Origin of the sequence: Streptomyces sp. NPDC005181, assembly GCF_040608395.1 — a bacterium.
Lineage (GTDB): Bacteria > Actinomycetota > Actinomycetes > Streptomycetales > Streptomycetaceae > Streptomyces.
Genome location: NZ_JBEXID010000042.1, coordinates 26,401 through 44,868 on the forward strand (window position 1 = coordinate 26,401; position 18,468 = coordinate 44,868).

At 71.2% G+C, this 18,468-nt stretch carries 16 protein-coding genes; 9 read left to right on the forward strand and 7 right to left on the reverse strand.

Annotation, left to right across the window (positions count from 1 at the left end; genetic code table 11):
• The first annotated feature begins 45 nt into the window (after positions 1-45).
• The 3 genes from ABZV38_RS24650 to ABZV38_RS24660 all read left to right on the forward strand — a co-directional run bounded on the left by ABZV38_RS24650 (position 46) and on the right by ABZV38_RS24660 (position 3,696).
• The gene (locus tag ABZV38_RS24650) at positions 46-906 is read left to right on the forward strand and encodes an SDR family oxidoreductase (RefSeq protein ID WP_356330279.1); all 861 of its coding nucleotides are present in this window, start codon (positions 46-48) and stop codon (positions 904-906) included.
• A gap of 140 nt (positions 907-1,046) precedes the next feature.
• On the forward strand, positions 1,047-2,054 hold the full coding sequence (gene rarD, locus ABZV38_RS24655) for an EamA family transporter RarD (RefSeq protein ID WP_356330280.1): 1,008 nt from the start codon (positions 1,047-1,049) through the stop codon (positions 2,052-2,054).
• Positions 2,055-2,157: 103 nt separating this feature from the next.
• Positions 2,158-3,696 carry an FAD-dependent monooxygenase gene (locus ABZV38_RS24660; RefSeq protein WP_356330282.1) on the forward strand — a complete coding sequence of 513 codons (1,539 nt, stop codon included), beginning with the start codon at positions 2,158-2,160 and terminating at the stop codon, positions 3,694-3,696.
• Between the two features lies 1 nt (position 3,697).
• On the opposite strand, the gene ABZV38_RS24665 is transcribed toward ABZV38_RS24660, so the two are convergent.
• Positions 3,698-4,306, reverse strand: a complete 609-nt coding sequence (locus ABZV38_RS24665) for a hypothetical protein (protein ID WP_356330284.1) — start codon at positions 4,304-4,306, stop codon at positions 3,698-3,700.
• A gap of 226 nt (positions 4,307-4,532) precedes the next feature.
• Between ABZV38_RS24665 and ABZV38_RS24670 the strand changes: the two genes are divergently transcribed.
• From ABZV38_RS24670 to ABZV38_RS24680, 3 genes are all read left to right on the forward strand, one after another.
• Positions 4,533-4,982: a VOC family protein gene (locus ABZV38_RS24670; RefSeq protein WP_356330286.1), complete on the forward strand. Its 450-nt coding sequence runs from the start codon at positions 4,533-4,535 to the stop codon at positions 4,980-4,982.
• Positions 4,983-5,122: 140 nt separating this feature from the next.
• Positions 5,123-5,929 carry an HAD family hydrolase gene (locus tag ABZV38_RS24675; RefSeq protein ID WP_356330288.1) on the forward strand — a complete coding sequence of 269 codons (807 nt, stop codon included), beginning with the start codon at positions 5,123-5,125 and terminating at the stop codon, positions 5,927-5,929.
• A 146-nt stretch (positions 5,930-6,075) separates the two neighbouring features.
• Positions 6,076-6,627 carry an NAD(P)H-dependent oxidoreductase gene (locus ABZV38_RS24680; protein ID WP_356330290.1) on the forward strand — a complete coding sequence of 184 codons (552 nt, stop codon included), beginning with the start codon at positions 6,076-6,078 and terminating at the stop codon, positions 6,625-6,627.
• A gap of 37 nt (positions 6,628-6,664) precedes the next feature.
• Here ABZV38_RS24680 and ABZV38_RS24685 read toward each other — a convergent pair whose 3' ends face one another.
• From ABZV38_RS24685 to ABZV38_RS24705, 5 genes are all read right to left on the reverse strand, one after another.
• On the reverse strand, positions 6,665-7,255 hold the full coding sequence (locus ABZV38_RS24685; protein WP_356330292.1) for a TetR/AcrR family transcriptional regulator: 591 nt from the start codon (positions 7,253-7,255) through the stop codon (positions 6,665-6,667).
• Between the two features lie 199 nt (positions 7,256-7,454).
• A complete protein-coding gene (locus tag ABZV38_RS24690; protein WP_356330294.1) occupies positions 7,455-8,345 on the reverse strand; it encodes an ABC transporter permease in 891 nt (296 codons plus the stop codon).
• On the reverse strand, positions 8,332-9,318 hold the full coding sequence (locus ABZV38_RS24695) for an ABC transporter ATP-binding protein (RefSeq protein ID WP_356330296.1): 987 nt from the start codon (positions 9,316-9,318) through the stop codon (positions 8,332-8,334). Before ABZV38_RS24695 ends, ABZV38_RS24690 begins: the two co-directional genes overlap by 14 nt.
• A gap of 116 nt (positions 9,319-9,434) precedes the next feature.
• Complete coding sequence (locus ABZV38_RS24700) at positions 9,435-10,709, reverse strand: DUF2092 domain-containing protein (RefSeq protein WP_356330298.1); 1,275 nt, start codon at positions 10,707-10,709, stop codon at positions 9,435-9,437.
• 228 nt (positions 10,710-10,937) lie between these two features.
• Entirely contained in the window at positions 10,938-11,948 is a 1,011-nt protein-coding gene (locus tag ABZV38_RS24705) for a polyprenyl synthetase family protein (RefSeq protein WP_356330300.1), read from the reverse strand.
• 445 nt (positions 11,949-12,393) lie between these two features.
• Between ABZV38_RS24705 and ABZV38_RS24710 the strand changes: the two genes are divergently transcribed.
• From ABZV38_RS24710 to ABZV38_RS24720, 3 genes are all read left to right on the forward strand, one after another.
• Positions 12,394-14,388, forward strand: coding sequence for a CocE/NonD family hydrolase (locus tag ABZV38_RS24710; RefSeq protein WP_356330301.1), 1,995 nt, complete (start codon positions 12,394-12,396; stop codon positions 14,386-14,388).
• 136 nt (positions 14,389-14,524) lie between these two features.
• The gene (fahA, locus tag ABZV38_RS24715; protein ID WP_356330303.1) at positions 14,525-15,754 is read left to right on the forward strand and encodes a fumarylacetoacetase; all 1,230 of its coding nucleotides are present in this window, start codon (positions 14,525-14,527) and stop codon (positions 15,752-15,754) included.
• Positions 15,751-16,395: a GPP34 family phosphoprotein gene (locus ABZV38_RS24720; RefSeq protein WP_356330305.1), complete on the forward strand. Its 645-nt coding sequence runs from the start codon at positions 15,751-15,753 to the stop codon at positions 16,393-16,395. Before fahA ends, ABZV38_RS24720 begins: the two co-directional genes overlap by 4 nt.
• 3 nt (positions 16,396-16,398) lie before the next feature.
• Here the strand turns inward: ABZV38_RS24720 and recQ are convergent, their stop codons facing one another.
• The gene (recQ, locus tag ABZV38_RS24725) at positions 16,399-18,435 is read right to left on the reverse strand and encodes a DNA helicase RecQ (RefSeq protein ID WP_356330307.1); all 2,037 of its coding nucleotides are present in this window, start codon (positions 18,433-18,435) and stop codon (positions 16,399-16,401) included.
• Between the last annotated feature and the right edge of the window lie 33 nt (positions 18,436-18,468).

The following is an 18,468-nucleotide window of genomic DNA, read 5'->3' on the forward strand; positions in this document are numbered from 1 at the left end:
AAAACCCGAACGAGGATCAGAGCACCCAAAGAGGAGAAACCCCCCATGAGCATCGTCGTCACCGGAGCCACCGGAGAGCTCGGCCGTCTCGTCGTCGACGAGCTGCTGGCCACCGTGCCCGCGAGCGAGATCGCCGCCGTCGTCCGCAACAAGGAGAAAGCCGCCGGCCTGGCCGCCCGCGGCGTCGAGCTGCGGATCGCCGACTACGACCGGCCCGAGACCCTCACCGGCATCTTCAAGGCCGGGGACCGGGTCCTGCTCATCTCCGGCAGCGAGGTCGGCAAGCGCGTACCGCAGCACACCGCCGTCATCGACGCGGCCAAGGCGGCGGGCGTCGCGCAGCTCGCGTACACCGGCGCGCTGGGCGGCCCCGGCGCCGACTTCCAGCTGGCCGCCGAGCACAAGGTCACCGAGCAGCTGATCCTCGACTCCGGCCTGCCCCACACCTTCCTGCGCAACGGCTGGTACACGGAGAACTACACGGCGAACCTCGCCCCGGTCCTGGCACACGGCGCCGTCGTCGCCAACGCGGGCGACGGCCGGGTCGCCTCCGCCACGCGCGCCGACTACGCGGCCGCGGCGGCCGCCGTACTGACCGGCGAGGGCCACCTCGGCAAGACCTACGAGCTGAGCGGCGATGTCGCCTGGTCGTTCGCGGAGTACGCGGCCGAGGTGTCGAAGGCCACCGGCAAGGAGATCGCGTACACCGACGTCCCCGCCGCCGTGCACCAGGAGATCCTGGTCGGCGCCGGCCTGCCCGAGGGGTTCGCGGCGATCCTGGTCGACGTCGACGAGGCGATCGCGCGCGGACTGCTCGCCGGTACGAGCGGCGATCTGGCCCGCCTGATCGGCCGCCCGACGACGCCGCTCGCCGAGACGGTGGCCGCCGCGGTCGCCGCCGCGTAGGGGCGTTCCCTCCGGACCGGACCGGGCCCGGCGTCATGACCGTATCGCGATACGGGTATGACGCCGGGCCCTCATGGCGTTACCGTCGTCCAGTTGACGGTGCAGCTGAATGGCTGACGCGAGGGACGCCGGGAGGGCCCGTGGCAGGGACAAATGAACAGCGGGCGGGCTTGCTGTCCGGCTTCGGCGCCTATGGCCTCTGGGGCGTTGTCCCGCTCTTCTGGCCGCTCCTGAAGCCGTCCGGGGCGATCGAGATCCTCGCCCACCGCATGGTCTGGTCGCTCGCCGTCGTCGGCATCGCGCTGCTCGCACTGCGCCGCTGGGCATGGATCGGCGAGCTGGTACGGCAGCCGAAGAAGCTGGGACTGATCGCGGTCGCCGCGGCGGTCATCACCGTCAACTGGGGTCTGTACATCTGGTCCGTGAACAACGGCCATGTCGTCGAGGCATCTCTCGGCTACTTCATCAACCCGCTGGTCACCATCGCCATGGGCGTGCTGCTCCTCGGCGAACGGCTGCGCCCCGCCCAGTGGGTGGCGGTCTCCACCGGCGTCGCCGCGGTGCTCGTGCTGGCGATCGGTTACGGGAATCCGCCGTGGATCTCGCTGGTGCTGGCGTTCTCCTTCGCGACGTACGGCCTGGTGAAGAAGAAGGTCAACATGAGCGGCCTGGAGTCGCTCAGCGCAGAGACCGCGGTGCTGTTCATACCCGCACTCGGATATCTGCTGCGGCTGGGCGCGCAGGGCGACGCGACGTTCGTCTCCGCGGGCGCCGGCCATGCGGCGCTGCTCGCCGCGACGGGTGTCGTCACGGCCGCACCGCTGGTTCTCTTCGGGGCCGCGGCGATCCGGGTACCCCTGTCGACACTGGGCCTGCTGCAGTATCTGGCGCCGGTCTTCCAGTTCGCCATCGGCATCCTGTACTTCCACGAGGCGATGCCGCCGGAGCGCTGGGCCGGGTTCGCACTGGTGTGGCTGGCGCTCACGCTGCTGACATGGGACGCGTTCCGGACGGCACGGCGGACGAGGGCGCAGGCGACGAAGCTCGCGGCGTCGACGGAGCCGCAGCCGCAACCCCGGTCGCAGCGGATTCCGCGTCCGCTCCCGGCCGACGAGGGCTCCTCCCCGTACGCAGCCCGGGAGCAGTGATCAGCGCGCACGGCATCACCGTCGCCACAAATGTTACCCGGTTGCTTTTTTAATTCGGTTGCGTTTCCCTGGAGCCAACGGGAACCAGAACCGAGGAGCAGTCATGACCGATGTACTCATCGTGGGCGCCGGACCGACCGGGCTGACCCTGGCGTGCGATCTCGCGCGGCGCTCCGTCGCCGTACGGATCGTCGACAAGTCCCCCGACTTCCCGCGCAGCTCGCGGGCGAAGGGCCCCAACCCCCGTTCCCTGGAAGTCCTGGAGGATCTCGGCGTGGTCGATGCGGTCCTGGCCGCCGGGTCGGCGCCACTGCCCATGCGCAAGTACCGCAACGGGGTGCCGATCGCCGACACCGACCCGTACGCGGAATCGCGCCCGACGCCGGACACCCCGTACGACCGGGGGTGGCTCATCGCCCAGTGGCGGCTGGAGGAGATCCTGCGGGCCCGGCTCGCGGAGTACGGCGTACATGTCGAACTGGGCGCCGAGGTAACGGGGCTGGCGGAGCGGAACGCATCGGTGACCGCCGCGTTCGCCGACGGCTCGGAGATCGTGGCGCGGTATGCGGTGGGCTGCGACGGCGGCCACAGCACCGTACGGAAACTGCTCGCTCTTCCCTTCGAGGGGAAGATGACCGAGGAGCAGATGATGGTCTGCGGCGACGTCGAGGTGGACGGCCTCGACCGCGGCTACTGGCACCAGTGGTTCGACGAGGACGGCGCCGTGATGCTGTGCCCGATCCCGGGTACGCGGTCGGGCTGGTGGTTCCAGGCGGGACCCGAGACCGACGCTTCGGGAGCACCCGTACCGCCGTCGCTGGAGAGCTTCCGCCGGCTCTTCGCCCGGCACGCCGGGCTGCCGGCCACCCGCCTGTCGAACGCCACCCTGCTGTCCACGTACCGGGTCAATGTCCGCATGGTCGACCACTACCGGGTGGGCCGCGCGTTCCTGGCGGGCGACGCCGCGCATGTGCACGCGGTGGCGGGCGGTCTGGGCATGAACACCGGGATCCAGGACGCGTTCAACCTGGGCTGGAAACTCGCGCTGGTCGTCGGCGGCCAGGCAGGGCCGGCCCTGCTCGACACGTACGAGGAGGAGCGGCTGCCGGTTGCCTCCTGGACGCTGGACATCACCTCCGAGCGGCTGCGGGCGACACTCGAAGCGATCAAGGCGCCGGGCGGCGGGCTGGACGCGGCGATCACCCCGGAGACCGCCGGCCTGAGCCGCGGCTACCGCTGGAGCTCCCTCTCCCACGACGGCACGGGCGGGAGCTCCACCGGTCCGCTGCGGGCGGGCGACCGCGCCCCTGACGCCCCCTGCCGCAACACCGCGACCGGTGCGCCGATCCGCCTGTTCGAGGCGTTCGCCGGACCGCACTTCACCCTGCTGGGCTTCGGAGCAGGCACGGCTGAGGCACTGCAGGAGGTGGCCGAGAAGTACGGCGACACGGTACGGGCATACGCGCTGGACCCGGCGGACACGGACGGCCTGGCCGACGACGGGGGCCATGCCCGCCCGGCGTACGGGATCGCACCGGGCGAGGACACCCTCGTCCTGGTCCGGCCCGACAACCACGTGGGTCTGATCACTCCGGCCGCGGACGGCCGGGCCGTCGTGGACTACCTGGACCGGCTGGGGTGAGTCAGCAGCCCCTGCGCAGCGGGGTGAAGGACAGCTTGGCGCCTTCCTTGAGCTCGGTGGCCCTGTGATACACGGCCGATTCGACCTCGTACCAGATGTCGTCCTCGGTGGAGTTGCCACCGACATTGTCGAGTTCGACGCACCAGCGTGCCTGGCGCACCACACGGGTGTAGCTCGTGGTGCCCTGCTGGACCTTCTTGCAGTCCTGGTAGGAGTCGTTGGTGTACCAGGTCCGGGTCCTCTTCCTGCGGCCCGTGCCGCTGGTGGAGGTGTGCTTGACCTTCCTGACGCGGGGTGTGCAGCGCTTGACCATGCGCGGCCGGGTGCCCGTGGTGGTCTTCCGCGTGACGTGGCGGGTGTCGTCGCGCAGTCCCGAGACGGTGCGGTCGGGCGGGCTCGGCACGGTGCCGTCGCCCACCCCCGAGCCGGCGGAGCTGCCGGGACTGGTGGGCATGGCGGAGCTGCCGGCGCCGGTGGGCACGGCGGGACTGCCGCAGGCGGTGAGCAGGGCGGCCAGGAGAACGGCGGCGAGGACCGGGCGTACGCGGATCCGAGCCGTCGAGGTCCTGGCGGAGCGTATGGACTGGCTGCTGTCGGGCGGGTTGGTCACGGGGCGCCTGTTCTGGACGGCGGGGGCAGTGGGGGCTGTTGTCACCACTGACTGACCTGCGCGAAGGTATCTCACGGTCGACAGCGTGGGGGGCGCGGGCAACGATCCGGGCCGTCGGCCGAGGGCGCCGGGACCGAAGCGGCAGGGGCGCCGTTCACAGGCGTGAAGTACCGGTCCCGGCGCGCCGGTTGCCGACTCACTCGGGTAGCCACTATGAACGGCTTCCATGACCCTGCACTGGAAGCTCGTCATCGATGCCACGGACCCGCACGCCCAGGCCGACTTCTGGGCCCGGACTCTCGGCTACCTGGTCGAGGACAACAGCGCGCTGATCGAGCGGCTGCTCGCCCTCGGAGCCGTACCGGAGGCGGCGGCGGTCGAGTCGCACGGCCGCCGGGCCTGGCGCGACCTCGCGGCGGTACGGCACCCGGACGATCCGTACGAGGAGGAGAGCGGTACGGGCCTCGGACGCCGACTGCTGTTCCAGCGCGTACCGGAACCGAAGGCGGGGAAGAACCGGCTGCACCTGGACGTGCACACCGGCCCGGAACGCCGCGAGGCCGAGGCGTTCCGGCTGGAAGGTCTGGGCGCGACCCGGCTGCGCAAGGTCGCGGAACCGGGCGGCACTTGGTGGGTACTGGCCGATCCGGAGGGCAACGAGTTCTGCGTGCAGTGACGCCGGGGCGGGGCCGGGCTTCCCGCTCTGCGCAGTTCCTCCGGCTATGCCCCCGCCGGATCGCCACCGCACCCCGGACCCCGACCGTCCGTGCAGGTCAGAGCCGTACGGCAGGAAGCGGATCTCCCTAGGCTTGACCCATGCCCATCCCACCCGCATATGCCCTTGTCGCCACGGATCTGGACGGCACTCTGCTGCGTCACGACGACACCGTCAGCCCCCGCTCCCGTGCCGCGCTCGCGCGGGCTGCCGCGGCCGGGGCGCTCCATCTCGTGGTCACCGGGCGGCCGGTGCCGGGGATACGCAACCTGCTCGCGGAGCTGGACTACCGAGGTCTTGCGGTCTGCGGCCAGGGCACGCAGCTGTACGACGCCGGCACCGGGCGCATGGTGCACGCGGCCACATTGGACCGGGACCTGGCCGACACCGCGCTCGGCAAGATCGAGGCCCAGGTGGGTCCGGTCTTCGCGGCCGTGGACCAGGACGGGCCCGAGGGCCGGACGCTGATCGAGCCGGGCTACCGGATGCCGCACCCCGCCCTGCCCGCCCAGCGGACAAGCCACCGGGACGAGTTGTGGGCCACCCCGATCGTCAAGGTCCTCGTCCGTCACCCCGAGCTCACGGACGACGCACTGGCCGCCGCCGCCCGCGCGGTCGTCGGCGATCTGGCCACCGTCACTCTGTCCGGCCCCGGCACGGTCGAACTCCAGCCGTACGGCGTCGACAAGGGCACCGGGCTCGCGCTGGCCGCCGAGGTCCTGGGCGTGGATCCGGGTACCACGATCGCGTTCGGAGACATGCCCAACGATCTGCCGATGTTCCGCCGGTCCGGGTACGGGGTCGCGATGGCCGACGCCCATCCGGATCTGCGTGCGGCAGCCGACGAGGTGACGAGGTCGAACGAGGACGACGGGGTTGCGGTGGTGCTGGAGCGGGTGTTCGGCTGAGCAACCCTCCCCGGATGGACATCCGTGCGATGCCGGAACGGCACCGGGCAGCGTAAGCAGTGCGCCCCCTTCCCATACCATATGCACGCGCATATAGTGCAGGCGCATACAGTCGCAGCACGCAACCGTTCACGGGGGACCCAGCCATGACCAGTCGTACGTTCCTGTTCCTGCTCGGCAGCAGCCGTACCGACGGCAACACCGAGGAACTCGCGCGGCTCGCCGCCGAACAGCTGCCGCCCGAGACCGAGCAGCGCTGGCTGAACCTGAACGAACTGGCCCTCCCCGACTTCGAGGACCTGCGGCACGACGGTGAGGGCCGCTACCCCGTCCCCACCGGGAACGCCGCCACCCTGCTGGACGCGACGCTCGGCGCGACCGATCTGGTGCTCGCGTCACCGCTGTACTGGTACGCCATGTCCACCTCCACCAAGCGGTATCTGGACCACTGGTCGGGGTGGATGCGGGTGCCCGGCCTGGACTTCAAGGAGCGGATGGGCGGGCGGACCCTGTGGGGCGTCACCGCGCTCGCGACGCCCGACCGGAGCGTCGCCGAACCGGCGACGGGGACGCTGCGGACCATCGCCTCGTACATGCGGATGGAGTGGGGCGGGATGCTGCTGGGAGTCGGCACCCGGCCCGGTGACGTACTGGGCGACACGGCCGCCACCACCCGCGCCAAGACCTTCTTCGGCTGACGGCGCCCCACCTCACGGTTCCGGTGCACCGCCCACCTCACGGTTCCGGTGCACCCAACGCCCGCAGCACATGCGTGACCAGTGCCGCGATCGTCGCCTCGTCCTGGCTCGGTTTGCGCAGCACATGGCGGTAGTAGACCGGTCCGTAGAGCATCTCCACAGCCAGCGGCAGATCCGCACCCGGCGGTATCTGGCCCTGTTCCTGGGCGCGGCGCAGCCGGGCCACCGCCGCACCGAAGCGGGGTTCGATCAGCTGGGTCCGGACCGTTTCGGCGAGCTCGTCGTCGTGGTGGAGCTCGGAGAGGATCCCGGCATAGGCGGGGCCGAACGGCGGCGTGGAGAGCAGTCTCACCGCACTCGTCACATGGGTACGGATGTCGGCGGCGATGTCGCCGGTGTCGACGAACGGCGTGGCGTCGACCAGCGCCTCCGTGAACGCCTCCAGCAGCACCGCGCTCTTTGACGGCCACCAGCGGTAGATCGTCTTCTTGCTGACGCCCGCCCGGGCCGCGATCGCCTCTATGGTGACGCGGCCGTATCCCTTCTCCGTGCACAGCGCGAGGGCGGCGTCCAGGGTCGCCCGTCGTGATCGCTCGCTACGACGCAGAGAACTCGGCGATGTGATCATTCGGTGAGCATAGGGGTCTTCGGTCCCATCCTTGTTGACAGTCCGTCGCCAGAAGTCGAACAATACAGAGGCGGAAACGGAACGTGCCGTGTCGGGTCGTTCCAGCTGTTCGCACCGTTCGTGCCGTTCGTGCCGCGACGAGCCGATCGGGGGACGGCTCGCCCGGCCGACGGCACGGGCGCCGCGAACACCCCACCGCTCAGGCCGTGATGTCCTTCGCGGTGAAGCGCGCCCAGGCCGCTGAGCCGAACACCGCCGCGTACAACCCCTGCAGCCCCAGGTTCTTGACCACGTCGTCCCCATAGACCGGGTCGCGCAGCAGGTCCGCGAAGGACAGCCAGTAGTGCGGGAAGAGATACGGGTGGATACCGCTCAACTGCGGGATCGAGTCCAGGATCTGCACCGTGATCAGCACCCCGACCGTCGTGGCCATCGCCGCGATACCGCTGCCGGTGAGCGTCGAGACGAACAGCCCGAGCGCCGCGAACCCGATCAGTGACGCCGCCACCGTCACCGCGATCAGCCCGGCCCGCAACAGCCCCTCGCCGAAGCCGATCTGCGTCCCGGAGATCGTCGTGACCTCCCCGACCGGGAACAGCAGCGCCCCGACGGCGAGTGCCGACGCGGCCACGACCACCGTCGCAACCAGGCAGAACGCCAGCGTGGAGGCGTACTTGGCGAGCAGCAGCCGGGTCCGGCCCGCGGGCGCGACCAACAGATAGCGCAGGGTGCCGGCACCGGCTTCGCCCGCGATCGCCTCACCCGCGATGACGCCGACGGCCATCGGGAGGAAGACCGGCAGGGTCACGGCGAGGGCGGCGAAGACCAGGAACAGGCCGTTGTTGGTCACCTGGGAGAGGAACGCCGGGCCGCCGCCTCCCCCGCCCGGGCCGGCCGGCGAGCCATCGCTCGTCTCGATCCGCACCGCGATCCCGATCAGCACGGGGACGGCGGCCAGCACCCCGAGGAGCGCGAGTGTGCGCCGGCGGCGCAGCGTCGTGGTCAGTTCGGAGCGGAGGATCCCGAAGGTCCACAGCGGGTTGCGGGACCGGCCCGCCCCTGCCGGTCCGGCTGCTTCAGCCTGCGACATCGAAGCCCTCTCCGGTGAGTGCGACAAAGGCGTCCTCCAGCGAGGCCCGCTCGACGCCGAACGACCGTACGCGCACCCCGCCGCGGACCAGCGCCCCGTTCAGGTCGGCGAGTTCTACGTCGCCCGGTGGGGCCTCGGCGCCCACCCGGTCGCCTTCGGCGGTGATGCCGGTGACGCCGAGCTCCTTGAGGATGCGGACGGCGTCGCCCGGGTCGGGGGTGGTGACGGTGAGCCGGCCGCGGGTGCCCGCCGCGAGGTCGGCGACCGGGCCCTGGATGATCAGCCGGCCCCGGGCCATCACCGCGGCATGCGTGCAGACCTGCTCGATCTCGTCGAGGAGGTGGGAGGAGAGGAAGACGGTGGTGCCGTCCGCTGCCAGTTCCCGGACCAGGGCGCGGATCTCGCGCATCCCTTGCGGGTCCAGTCCGTTGGTCGGCTCGTCCAGGACAAGGAGACGGCGCGGCCGGAGCAGGGCCGCGGCCAGGCCGAGGCGCTGCTTCATGCCCAGCGAGTACGCCTTCGCCTTCTTGCCCGCCGCCGCGCCGAGCCCGACCCGGTCCAGCGCGGTCGCGACCCGGGTCCGGCGGGTGCGCGGATCGGCGGTCGGGTCGGCGGAGTCGTACCGTACGAGATTGTCCCGGCCGGTCAGGAACCCGTACAGCGCGGGCCCTTCGATCAGCGCTCCGACCTGTGGGAGTACGGTGCGGGCGGCGCGCGGCATGGGGTGGCCGAGGACCCGGGCGGTGCCGGACGTCGGGTCGATGAGGCCCATCAGCATCCGGATCGTGGTGGTCTTCCCGGAGCCGTTGGGCCCGAGGAAGCCGAAGACGCTGCCGCCGGGGACGCTGAGGTCGAGGCTGTCGACGGCGAGCTGGCCGCCGCGGTACCGCTTGGTGAGGCCGCGGGTCTCGATCACGGCCGTTCCGGTCCGGGGCACCGCCTCGGGTTCGATCACGGCGCCGGTCTCTGTCATGCGTAACTCCCCATGGGTCGGACAACCGACCGCCCCGCCGTACGGAGCGTACGGCGGGGCGGTCGCGCCGTGCGGGAGGTGCGGGTCGTCCGGGCAGTACGGGTGGTGCCGGGGCGTCAGTTGGCGCTGTTGGCTGCCTTGACGAGGGCGTCCTTGGTGACCAGCCCGACGTACACCTTGCCGTCGTCCGTCATCAGTGCGTTGACCAGGCGGGTCTTGAAGACCGTGCCCGAGCCGAACTTGCCGGTGACCTTGTCGCCGAACGAGTCCAGGAACTGCTGTGCCTCAGGCGGTACATCACCGGACTTCGGCGACGTCAGGATCGCCCGGCCGCCCGGTGCCTCGATCTCCGCGATCGCGCTCCAGCCTTCACCGATGACCTTCACGCCCTTGCCGCCGGCCAGCCTGTCCAGCCCGGCCGGCCCGCCCGGCGCGGTGAACTCCTGTGCCTGCTTCTCGGCCTGCCCCTGCGCCTTCGCATCGTCGGCCTCGGTCACCTCGGCGCCCTTCGGCGGGGTGAACGTGAACGAGGAGGCGGCGGGCTTCGCGAAGTCGACGCTGGTGAACCCGGCGTCGATCGCGGCTTTGCCGCCGCTGCTCGGGGAGAGCGTGAACTTGAGCGGTACGCCGTTCTTCGCATCGACCGCGATCGTGATCGCGCCGATCGTCGAGCCGCCCTGCTTGGGCTTGATGACCAGCTTGTACGCGTCACGCCCGGCGACCTGCGCCGTGCCGTCGACCGTCACCGATGTGGTGGGGCCGGCCTCCTTCAGTGCCTCTTCGGCGAACGCCTTCGGCGTGGTCGGCACGCCCTCCGGGGTCCTGGCCCCGCCGCGCTTCTGCGCGTGGCCCGAAGCCTTGTCCCCGGTCGCGTGGTACGCCTCGTTGGACTTGCTGTCGTACGCCCAGACCTGGTCCCCGTTGCGGATCACGCTGTACTCGGCGGCGCTGTCCAGTATCGAGACGCGCTGCTTGTCGGGGCCGTCGGCGGCCACCCGCAGCGTGTGCGTACCGGACGCGAGCTCCGTCAGCTTCTCCTGCGGGTCGGCGCTCGCACCGCCGTGCGCCCCGTCGCCGCTGCCGCCCGGCACCAGCGAGCCGGCGAGTCCGCCCAGCGACGGGATGCCGAGGTCGGTGCTGATCTTCACCGTGCCGGAGAGCTGCTCGGTGTCCGATGCGGCGATCTTCTCGATGAGCTGCTGTGCGGTGATCTTCGGCAGATCGGGGTCACCGGAGTCCGCGAGCGCCGGGACCAGCCCGATCGTCGCGGCCGCCACCCCCGCCACCGCGACCGGGACGATGTAGCGCGCCGCCCCGCGGCGGCCGGCCGTGGTGCCGGTGGCCTCGTCCGCGGCGTTACCGGTGGTCTCTGCGCTGTCGTTCGGTGCCATGTGTGCCCTACCTCCGTGGTCGGCGGCTTCCGTCCGGATGCACTCGTCCACTCCGTGCCGCCATTCTCACCCGTTTTGGTCAGGAGTGGTTGTTCTCCATCTGACCAAATTCGAGGTGTCGAAGCGTCAGCCCGCGGGAGCAACTCCGCATACCTCTGCGGTATGACACCACCCGGCCGGGCCTCCTCCGACCCGTAGGGGTCGGGGTGCACAGCACACCTGCCGGGGTCAGCCCGCGCGGTGCACCACGGCGTCGCACAGCTCTTCCAGCGCGGCCTTCGCGTAGCACTCGGGCAGCGGCGCCAGCACCGCCCGCGCCTCCTCCGCGTACCGGATGGTGTCCCGCCGGGCCTGCTCCAGCGCGGGGTGCGCGCGCAGCCGGCGGAGCGCCTCGGCTAGCCGGGCGTCGTCGCTGAGGTCGCCGTCCAGCAGCTCCAGCAGCTCCAGGTCGTCCGGCTTGCCGTCGGCTGCCGCCTGTGCCCGCAGGTGCAGCACGGGGAGCGTCGGGATGCCTTCGCGCAGGTCCGTGCCGGGGGTCTTGCCGGATTCGTGGGAGTCGGAGGCGATGTCGAGTACGTCGTCGGCGAGCTGGAAGGCGACGCCGAGCCGTTCCCCGTACTGGGTGAGGATGTCGACGGCCGACTCGTCGGCGCCGGCCATCATCGCGCCGAACCGGCACGCCACGGCGATCAGCGAGCCGGTCTTGCCGCGCATCACGTCGAGGTAGTGCTCGACCGGGTCGCGGCCGTCGCGCGGGCCCGCGGTCTCCAGGATCTGACCGGTGACCAGACGCTCGAACGCCTCCGCCTGGATGCGTACGGCCTCCGGACCGAGGTCGGCCAGTATGTGCGAGGCACGGGCGAAGAGGAAGTCGCCGGTCAGTACGGCGACCGAGTTGCCCCAGCGGGTGTTGGCGCTGTCGACTCCGCGGCGTACATCCGCCTCGTCCATCACGTCGTCGTGGTAGAGCGTGGCGAGATGCGTCAGCTCCACGACCACGGCGGACGGGACGACCCCCGGCGCGTCGGCGTCACCGAACTGGGACGCCAGCATGGCCAGCAGCGGCCGGAAACGCTTGCCCCCGGCCCGTACGAGATGCTGCGCGGCCTCCGTGATGAAGGGGACGTCACTCTTGGTGGCATCGAGCAGCCCCGCCTCGACAGCGGCCAAACCGGTCTGGACATCGGCCTCAAGAGCCTGGTCCCGCACGCTCAGTCCGAACGGCCCGACGACGGTCACGAGGGGATCTCCTGTCTGCTGACGATCACACGGAATGTCGATGTGTCGCTGTCATCACTCAAGTCAGCGTATCCGGTCCCCTTTGGATCACCGTGGGCGCCTTCCCGCCACCGCCGGTATGTTCGTGTTGTCCCGGAGCACCGCCGCAGCCGAACGGACCCAGCTGTCCTGCGGCGTCGCCCACGCCCTTTCCGGCCGGCCGGGGGGTTCACGCCCCTGTCCGGCCCCGAGGTCCGGGTGGCCTCCGCCGTCGGGATGACGTTCGGCCCGGTCCCGTACGTACCGGTCCGGCGTCACCTGGCCGGGCGCAGCCACCACGCCTCGTTCCCCCTTGCCCCCGGAGCCACGCCGTACGGCCGATCGTCGGCGGTGCGGTCCAGGTCACCGTCGGCGCCGCCGCACCCCCGCTCAAGCGCCCCATGCGCCCCGTCCGCCGAGGTACGCCATGCACATCCGCACCCGGTTCCCCTACGACACGGTCCACGAGGACGTCCGGATCCCGCTGCCGGACGGCACACGGCTGTACGCTCGGATCTGGCGGCCGATCACCGACGAACCCGTACCGGCACTCCTGGAGTACCTGCCGTACCGGCTGAGCGACTGGACGGCGCCGCGCGACCGGCAGCGCCACCCCTGGTACGCGGGCCACGGCTACGCCTCCGTACGCGTCGATGTCCGCGGGCACGGCAACAGTGAGGGACTGCCGGGCGACGCCTACGACGCGACCGGGCCCGCCGACGGGGTCGCCGTCATCCACTGGCTGGCTGGGCAGGAGTGGTGCTCCGGCCGGGTCGGCATGTTCGGCATCTCCTGGGGCGGCTCCATCTCGCTCCGGATCGCCGCGCTCGCCCCCGAGCCGCTGAAGGCGATCGTCACGGTCTGCTCGACCGACGACCGCTACGACAACGACACGCACTACATGGGCGGCTCGGTCCTCGCCGTCGGCATGCACGCCCGGGCAGCCACCACGCTGGCCTTCGCCGCCCGGCCGCCGGACCCGGCGCACGTCGGCGACGGCTGGAAGGCCATGTGGCTGAAGCGGCTCGAAGCGGTCGCCCCGCCCATCCACACCTGGCTGGCGCACCGGACCCGCGACGCCTACTGGACCCACGGCAGCGTCTGCGAGGACTACTCCGCCATCGAGGCGAACGTGCTCGCGGTGGGCGGCTGGCACGACCCGTACCGCGACACCGTGCTGCGGCTCGTCGAACACCTCGGCCCGGCGAAGGTGCGGGGGCTGATCGGGCCGTGGTCGCACCAGTACCCGGACCGCGGCCTGCCGCCGGGCCCGTCGATCGGTTTCCTCCAGGAGACGCTGCGCTGGTGGGACCAGCATCTGAAGGACGAGGGCACCGGTGTCATGTCCGAGCCGCTGCTGCGGTCCTGGATCAGCGAGTCGCACCGGCCCGCGACGGTGTACGAGACGCTTCCCGGCCGGTGGGTCGGCGACGCAGCCTGGCCGTCGAAGAACGTCGAGCCGGTCGCATACGCCCTCCTGGGCGGGCCGCAGACCGTGCACTCGCCGCAGCAGACCGGGCTGGACGCCGGGCGGTTCGTCCCGTTCGGCAACGGCGCCGATCTGCCGCCCGACCAGCGGGACGAGGACGCCAAGTCGGTCTCGTTCGAGTTCCCGGTCGAGGACGCCCCGATCGAGATCCTGGGCCGCCCGCGGGTGAAGCTCCGGATCCGGATGGATGTACCGCGCGGCCAGGCGATCGCCCGGCTCTGCGACGTCGCACCCGACGGTGCCTCCACGCTCGTCACCCGCGGCGTCCTCAACCTGTCCGCGCGGCACGGCCGCGACCGGTCCGACGACTGGACGCCCGGCGCGACCGAGGACGTCACCTTCGAGCTGAACGGCATCGGGCACACTTTCCCGCCCGGCCACCGGATCAGGCTCGCCGTCTCCTCCTCGTACTGGCCGTGGATCTGGCCGCAGGCCGGTTCGGCGGGGTTCACCCTGGACGCGGACGGCAGCCTCGTCGAACTGCCGGTGCGCCACCGCACCGAGGAACCGCCGATCACGTTCGAGGAGGCGGAGCATGCGGAGCCACTCGTCGTCGTCCTCCCGGTGATGCTCTACGAGCCGCGCCCCGAGCGCCTGGTGGTCCGCGATGTCGCCAAGGGCGAATGGCGGCTGGAGGTCGACCCGCGCTACGGCGGCACACGCGTTCACCCGGACGGCCTCGAATTCACCGAGGACGGGGTGGATGCGTACACGATCCAGGAGAACGACCCGTTGTCGGCGCGCACCCGCTCCGACTGGACGATCAGGCTCCACCGGCCGGAGATGGCCTGGGACGTGAAGATCGAGACGCGGTCCGAGATCAGTGGGGACGAGCACGATTTCATCACCTCCGACGAGATGCTGTGCACGGACGGCGACGAGATCGTCTTCCACCGCACCTGGGAGAGACGGATCCCCCGCACGGCGGACTGAACCACCGCCGCACCCGCTCCGACGTGGGGGTACGGCGGAACTTTGCAGGAATGCGGCGAAGTTGAGGCACTGCCGCGCGGTGGCCACACCGACGTAACGTGTCCCCCAAGCGACCTGGAAAGCGAGGCAGCAACAGATGCCCGAGCAGAGCAGCCCGCTCGATCTGGCCGAGGGCGATCCCTTCGGTCCGCACAACCTTCCGTACGGTGTGTTCTCCACGACCGGCCACCCCGGCGAGCGCCGCGTCGGTGTCCGCATCGGCAAGTATGTGCTGGACGCCGGAGCCGCAGCACACGCCCTCGGCTCGCCCTACGCGCAGCTCCTCGCGCAGCCGGACCTGACCGCGCTGCTGTCGGCCGGCCGCACCGCCTGGCGGGACGTCCGGCGGGCGCTGACCGCATGGGTGACGGTCCCGGCACACCGTGCGGACATCGAGCCGCTGCTGCACCCCGTCGAGTCGGTGACGCTCCATCTGCCGTACCAGGTCGCGGACTATGTCGACTTCTACGCGAGCGAGAACCACGCCACCAACGTCGGAAGGATCTTCCGCCCGGACGGTGACCCGCTCACCCCCAACTGGAAGCACCTCCCGATCGGCTACCACGGCCGGTCCGGCACCGTCGTCGTCTCCGGAACGGATGTGGTGCGCCCCTCCGGCCAGCGCAGGGCGCCCTCCGACCCCGCCCCGGTCTTCGGTCCCTCGGTCAAGCTGGACATCGAGGCCGAGGTCGGTTTCCTCGTCGGCGTGGGGTCCGAGCAGGGCCGGCCGGTCGCGCTCGGCGACTTCCGCGACCATGTGTTCGGGCTTTCGCTGCTCAACGACTGGTCGGCGCGGGACATCCAGGCGTGGGAGTACGTCCCGCTGGGCCCGTTCCTCGGCAAGTCCTTCGCCACGTCCGTATCGGCGTGGGTGACCCCGCTCGAAGCCCTGGAATCGGCCCGGATCACACCGCCCGCCCGGGACTTCCCGCTTCTCCCCTATCTGGACGACGAGGGCGAGGAGGAGCCCGGCGGCCTCGATCTGCGGATCGCCGTCGCGATCAACGGTCAGCTGGTCGCCGAGCCGCCGTTCGCCACCATGTACTGGACGGCGGCCCAGATGCTGTCGCATATGACGGTGAACGGCGCGTCGCTGCGTACCGGTGACCTGTACGGCTCCGGCACGGTCAGCGGCCCCGCGGCCGGCCAGCGCGGCTCGCTCCTCGAACTCACCTGGAACGGACGCGACCCGCTGGACCTCCCGGACGGCAAGCGGACGTTCCTGGAGGACGGCGACGAGGTCACCCTGACGGCCTGGGCACCCGGGCCGCACCGTACCCGGGTCGGCCTGGGCGAAGTGACGGGACGGATCGTGCCCGCGCCATGACCGCACCGCCGGACTTCACCCTGCCCGAGGAGCTGCTGCTCCTCGCGCTGGATCCGCTGCGCGGTACCCCGTACTGCAGGAATCGCTTCCTGCGGTACGGGGTCGTGGGGGCTGCCCTGGCCGAACTGGAGCTCCAGGGGCGGATCACGGAGGAGCGCGGCCGACTGAGTGTGATCAACCCGCTGCCTCCGCGCGACCCGCTCCTGGCCGCGATCCTGGCGAGCTTCCCCGCCCCGGCCAAGCACCGTTTCTCGGGGAGCACCAGCACCTACCGGATGGTCAGGGCCACCGGCCGGGAGATCGCGGGCCTGTACCTGGACCATCTGGTCGGACAGGGCGCACTGGTCAGGGAACGCCGCCGCTTTCTGGGCCTGTTCCCGTACTACCGGCACCCGGCGGGCCCGGACGAATGGTCGGCACCGGTCCGCGAGCGCTTCGCCGCCGCCGAGGCCGCGGGCTTTCCCGATCCCCGCAGCAGGCTCCTGGCCGGACTCGCCTCCGCCATCGGCCTGTCGCACGCGGTGACCCGTCGGGGCCGGCCGGGCCGCTCGGCGATGCGCGCCCTGGTCCGCCCGCACTGGGCCTCGCACGCGGTGCACCGGAACGTTCGTCAGGACAAGAACAGCCAGAACGGCAACTGACTCTCACTCGTACTCGGGCGGCTCCTCGTCCCAGCCGGAGTGCGGGTCATCGACGGGCGTGGTCCGCACGGCAGGGCGCGTGGCAGGAGCAGCCGGACGGCTCGCGGGCGCGGGAGCCGGCGCGGGGGCGGCCGGGGAGGCGCCTCCGTCCGTGGCCGGGGCGTCGGCAGCGGCGCCGGGCTCCTCGGACGCGGGCAGCCCGGCGAGGACCTCCAGCACGCCCTCCCCGTATGTCGCCAGCTTCTTCTCACCCAGGCCGCTGACCGTGCCCAGCTCGGTCAGGGAGACGGGGCGCAACGACGCGATCTCGCGCAGCGTCGCGTCGTGGAAGATGACGTACGCCGGGACGCCCTGCTCCTTCGCCTGGGCGCCGCGCCAGGCCCGCAGCGCCTCGAAGACCGGTACGGCCTCCGGGACCAGCTCGGCAACGGCCGCCGCCTTCGGGCTCCGTTCGCCCTTCGAGGAGCGCGACGCGGGCTTCGGCGCCTCCTTGCGCAGCCGTACCTCCCGCTCCCGGCCGAGCACCGAGGCGCTCTGCTCGGTGAGCACCAGCGTGCCGTACTCGCCCTCGACCTCCAGCAGGCCCTGGGCCAGCAACTGCCGCACCACGCCCCGCCATTCCGCCTCGGACAGCTCCTCGCCGATGCCGAACACCGACAGCTGGTCGTGGTCGAACTGGATGACCTTCGCGGTCTTGCGGCCCAGCAGGATGTCGATGACCTGGCCGGCGCCGAACTTCTGGCCGCGCTCCCGCTTCAGCCGCACCACGGTGGACAGCAGCTTCTGCGCGGCCACCGTGCCGTCCCAGGTCTCGGGCGGGGTGAGGCAGGTGTCGCAGTTGCCGCAGGCCGCCTTCTGCGGCTCCTGGCCGAAGTAGGTCAGCAGCCGGGTGCGGCGGCAGTCGGCGGTCTCGCACAGGGCGAGCATCGCGTCGAGGTGGGCGGCCGCGCGGCGGCGGAACGCCTCGTCGCCCTGGATCAGCTTGCGCTGCTGCACGACGTCCTGGAGGCCGTAGGCCATCCAGGCCGTGGACGGCAGCCCGTCGCGGCCCGCGCGGCCGGTCTCCTGGTAGTAGCCCTCGACGGACTTCGGCAGGTCGAGGTGGGCGACGAACCGCACGTCCGGCTTGTCGATGCCCATGCCGAAGGCGATCGTCGCCACGACGACCAGGCCGTCCTCGCGCAGGAACCGCGCCTGGTGGTGCGCCCGCGTCCCGGCGTCCAGACCCGCGTGGTACGGAACGGCCTCGATGCCGTTGCGGCAGAGGAACTCGGCTGTCTTCTCCGTCGAGTTGCGCGACAGGCAGTAGACGATGCCGACGTCCCCGGCGTGCTCCTCCTTCAGGAAGGACAGCAGCTGCTTCTTCGGGTCGGCCTTCGGCACGATCCGGTACTGGATGTTGGGCCGGTCGAAGCCGGCCACGAAGTGCTTCGCGTCGGGCATGCCGAGGCGCTGGGTGATCTCCTGGTGCGTGGCGTTCGTCGCCGTCGCCGTCAGGGCGATCCGCGGTACGTCGGGCCAGCGCTCGCCGAGCACGGACAGGGCCAGATAGTCCGGCCGGAAGTCGTGGCCCCACTGGGCGACGCAGTGCGCCTCGTCGATGGCGAAGACGGAGATCTTGCCCCGTGCCAGCAGATTGAGAGTGGAGTCCAGGCGCAGCCGCTCCGGTGCCAGATAGATCACGTCGAGCTCGTCGGCGAGAAAGGCGGCCTCCATCGCGCGGCGCTCGTCGAAGTCCTGCGTGGAGTTGATGAACCCGGCGCGCACGCCGAGCGCCCGCAGCGCGTCCACCTGGTCCTGCATGAGGGCGATCAGCGGGGAGACCACCACGCCCGTACCGGGTCTGACCAGGGCCGGGATCTGGTAGCAGAGGGACTTTCCGCCACCGGTCGGCATCAGGACGACGGCGTCACCGCCCGCCACCACATGGTCGACGACCGCTTCCTGCTCACCGCGGAACGCCTCGTACCCGAACACCCGATGCAGCGTCCGCAATGCGTCGCTCTCGGTCACACCCATGGTCACGCCCGTCCCGCTCATCGCTCTGTCCCCCGGGGTCTGCCCTGTTCTGTC